Raw genomic sequence first — 3,454 nt, 5'->3', positions numbered from 1 at the left:
ACGGCGCCCGGGCACGGTGCCGTGGGCTGCTTCCTCGTCGGGCAGAGCGCACCGGGATACATCGGAACGGCGATCCGCGGCAAGGCGTCGCTGCGCGCCATCCACCAGGCGCACATCGTGCTCGACGACGTTCGCGTGCCGCTCGACGCCGTGCTCCCGGGGACGAAGAGCTTCAAAGACGCATCGGTCGTGCTGTACGCCACTCGGTCGGGGGTCGCGTGGTCGGCTCTCGGTCACGCGACCGCCTGCTACGAGGCGGCACTGGCGTACTCGAAGACGCGCATCCAGTTCGGCAAGCCGCTCGCGAAGTTCCAGATGGTGCAGGACCGACTCACGCACATGCTCGAGGCCCTCACCGCGATGCAGCTCTACTGCCGACGCCTGGCCGACCTCGAGACCGCGGGCGAGCTGCGCCCGACGCAGGCGTCGCTGGCGAAGTTCCACAACACCCGCGCCGCACGCAGGGTCGCCTCGATCGCCCGCGACCTGCTGGGCGGCAACGGGATCCTGCTCGAGAACGGCGTGATGCAGCACATGGCCGACATCGAGGCGATCCACACCTACGAGGGCACCGAGAGCGTGCAGGCGCTGCTGCTGGGGCGCGACATCACGGGGATGAGCGCCTTCGCCTGAACGCGGCGAGCGCGGCCTAGTCGCAGCCGCAGCCGCCGGAAGGCGTCTTCACCATGAAGCAGACGTCGCACACGCCGTAGTCGCGCTCCACCGTCTTCGTCGCGCGCGGCGCTTTCGGCGCGGCCGCGACCCGAGGGGTCGTCGACCGCTTCGCCTTCACGGGCGCGAGGGGTCGGAACTCGCTCGGGTGCGTCACGAAGAAGTACCCCGCGCGGCCCTCGCTCGGCCGCAGGCGCAGGGTCGTCGAGCCGATCACGACCGCCTCGTCTTCCGCGAAGCCGTTGGTGTAGGTCTTGCCGATGTGCAGGGGCGCACCGCCTCCGCGGCGGATCGCCTCGATGTAGCGGCCTCGGTCGATGTAGGACGAGATGCCGACGGCATCCGTGATGGCGGAGATGAACTCGTGGTTCTCTTCGGCGATGCGGTGCGCTCGAAGCGCCTCCGCGAGGGTTCGGTACGGACGGGAGGTGCCTGTGGGGGTCGGGCCCTGAACTTCATTCATCTCTTCAAGGATCTCACGCCCAGACGTGGAAGACTTGCCCAATGGCTCGTGCGACGATCATCGGCTCCGGACCGAACGGCCTGGCCGCGGCGGTGGCACTCGCCCGCGCCGGCTACGAGGTGAGGGTGCTCGAGGCGTCCGACACGATCGGCGGGGGCATCCGCACCACCGAGAACACCCTCCCCGGCTTCCGTCACGACGTGTGCGCCGCCGTGCATCCGGCCGCGCTGTCATCGCCGTTCTTCCAGGCATTCGGGCTTGCCGACCGGGTCGAGTGGATCGATCCCGAGATCTCGTACGCGCACCCTCTCGACGGCGGCAGAGCAGGGATCGCGTGGCGCGACATCGAGCGCACCGCGGCGGGTCTCGGGGTCGACGAACGCGCCTGGCTCGCGCTGCTGCGGCCCCTCAGCTCCCACGTCGAGGGCGTCGTCGACTTCACCGGCAACCAGATGCTGCGCATCCCCCGCGATCCCCTCACCGCGCTGCGCTTCGCCCTGCGCATGCTCGACCAGGGAACCCCGCTCGCCCGGCGCTCGTTCCGCACCGACGAGGCCGCAGGTCTCATGGCGGGCGTGCTCGCGCATGCCAACACCCCGATGCCGTCGCTCGCCGGCGCGGCGGCGGGCCTGCTGCTCGCGGCCCAGGCGCACGCCGGCGGCTGGATGTACCCACGCGGCGGAGCACAGCGCATCGCCGACAGCATGGTCGCCGACATCGAGGCGCACGGGGGAACCGTCGAATCCGGCACTCACATCACAGACCTGGGTGCGCTCGACTGGGGCGACCCCGCTCGGGGCGACCTGCTGATGCTGAACACGTCGCCGCGACTCGCGCTCACGCACCCCGACATCCCGCAGCGCTATGCCAGGGCGATTCGCGGATACCGATACGGACCGGCGGCGGCCAAGGTCGATTTCGCCCTCGACGGGCCCATCCCCTGGAGCCACCCGGAGGTGGCGCAGTCGCCCACCGTGCACATCGGCGGATCGACCGCAGAGATCTGGGAGAGCGAGAATGCCGTCGCCCGCGGTCGCATCAGCGATCGCCCGTATGCCCTGACCGTGCAGCCGTCGGTGTTCGACCCGAGCCGGGCACCCGAGGGCAAGGCCGTGTTCTGGGCCTACATCCACGTGCCTCAGAACTCCGACCTCGACGCCACCGAGCTCATCACCCGCCAGGTCGAGCGCTTCGCGCCCGGATTCCGCGACCTCATCCTCGCCCATCACTCCGTGCCGGCCTCGTCGCGTGAGGCCGTCAATCCGTCCGAGATCGGCGGCGACATCCTCGGCGGAGCCTTCACCATCCCGCAGGCGATCCGCCGCCCGGTGCTGGGCACCGCGCCATGGCGCACACCGATGCACGGCGTCTATCTCGCCTCGGCATCGACGCCACCCGGGCCCGGAGTGAACGGCATGGCCGGATGGCACGCCGCCCGCACCGCACTGAAGGATGCAGGCACCCGCGTCTCGCTCGACGACCTCTTCGCCTGACGCCCGCACGAACTTGCCCTTCTGCCCTCGCGGAACCGCGGCCAGGATGGAGGCATGCGCTACGACATCCCGTCTCCCATGCTGGCGAAGGCGGCAGCAGCCGTTCCCGATCCTGAGAAGGCCCCCGGCGGACTGCTGTTCGAACCCAAATGGGACGGATTCCGCGGGCTCATCGCCTGGGACGGCGAGAGCGTCGAGATCGGATCCCGCGGCGCCAAGCCGCTGACCCGCTACTTCCCCGAGCTCGTCGACGCGATCCCCCGGCTCCTCCCCGGCCCGTGCCTGCTCGACGGCGAGATCGTCGTCGCGACCGGCCCGGAGGGTGCTCAGCGACTGGACTGGGAGGCACTCAGCCAGCGCATCCATCCGGCAGCATCGCGGGTCTCGAAGCTCTCCGTCGAGACCCCGGCCATGTTCGTCGCCTTCGACCTGCTGGCCGACGGCGACGACGATCTGCTGGGCACTCCGTTCTCTGAGCGGCGCGCGCGCCTCGAGACGCTGATGGCCGGGGTCGAGCATCCGCTGCACATCACGCGGCCCACCCGTGACCGCGCCGCCGCCGTGCGCTGGCTCGCCGAGTTCGAAGGCGCGGGGCTCGACGGGGTGGTGGCGAAGCCGCTCGACCAGCCGTATGCACCCGGAAAGCGCACGCTCACGAAGATCAAGCACGCGCGCACCGCCGACGTCGTCGCCCTCGGGTACCGCATCCACAAGTCCGGATCAGGCGTCGGCTCGCTGCTCGTGGGGCTGTTCGCCTCGGATGGCACTCTGCGTCAGGTCGGCGGCGTCGCCGCGTGGAGCGACAGACGCCGCAGCGAGCTCGTCG

The 3,454-nt window shown here is 70.4% G+C and carries 4 protein-coding genes; 3 read left to right on the top strand and 1 reads right to left on the bottom strand.

The genetic code is table 11. From position 1 onward, the window contains the following. Positions 1 to 633, top strand: a 633-nt coding sequence (locus tag J7E68_RS08300) for an acyl-CoA dehydrogenase family protein (protein ID WP_285225003.1), incomplete at its 5' end; no start/stop codon positions are given. A gap of 16 nt (positions 634 to 649) precedes the next feature. Here J7E68_RS08300 and J7E68_RS08295 read toward each other — a convergent pair. After that, a complete protein-coding gene (locus tag J7E68_RS08295; protein ID WP_215171626.1) occupies positions 650 to 1,135 on the bottom strand; it encodes a hypothetical protein in 486 nt (161 codons plus the stop codon). 41 nt (positions 1,136 to 1,176) lie between these two features. Here J7E68_RS08295 and J7E68_RS08290 point away from each other — a divergent pair, with 41 nt between their 5' ends. Both J7E68_RS08290 and J7E68_RS08285 read left to right on the top strand, forming a co-directional pair. Next, positions 1,177 to 2,628 (top strand): NAD(P)/FAD-dependent oxidoreductase, encoded by a 1,452-nt coding sequence (locus J7E68_RS08290; protein WP_215171624.1) that lies wholly within the window; start codon positions 1,177 to 1,179, stop codon positions 2,626 to 2,628. Between the two features lie 54 nt (positions 2,629 to 2,682). Further along, the coding region (locus tag J7E68_RS08285; protein WP_215171622.1) for an ATP-dependent DNA ligase at positions 2,683 to 3,454 on the top strand (772 nt) is incomplete at its 3' end.

This window comes from Microbacterium sp. ISL-103 (assembly GCF_018613995.1).
Lineage (GTDB): Bacteria > Actinomycetota > Actinomycetes > Actinomycetales > Microbacteriaceae > Microbacterium.
The sequence above is the reverse complement of the archived record's forward strand: the minus strand, read 5'-3'. Positions and strand labels throughout refer to the sequence as shown.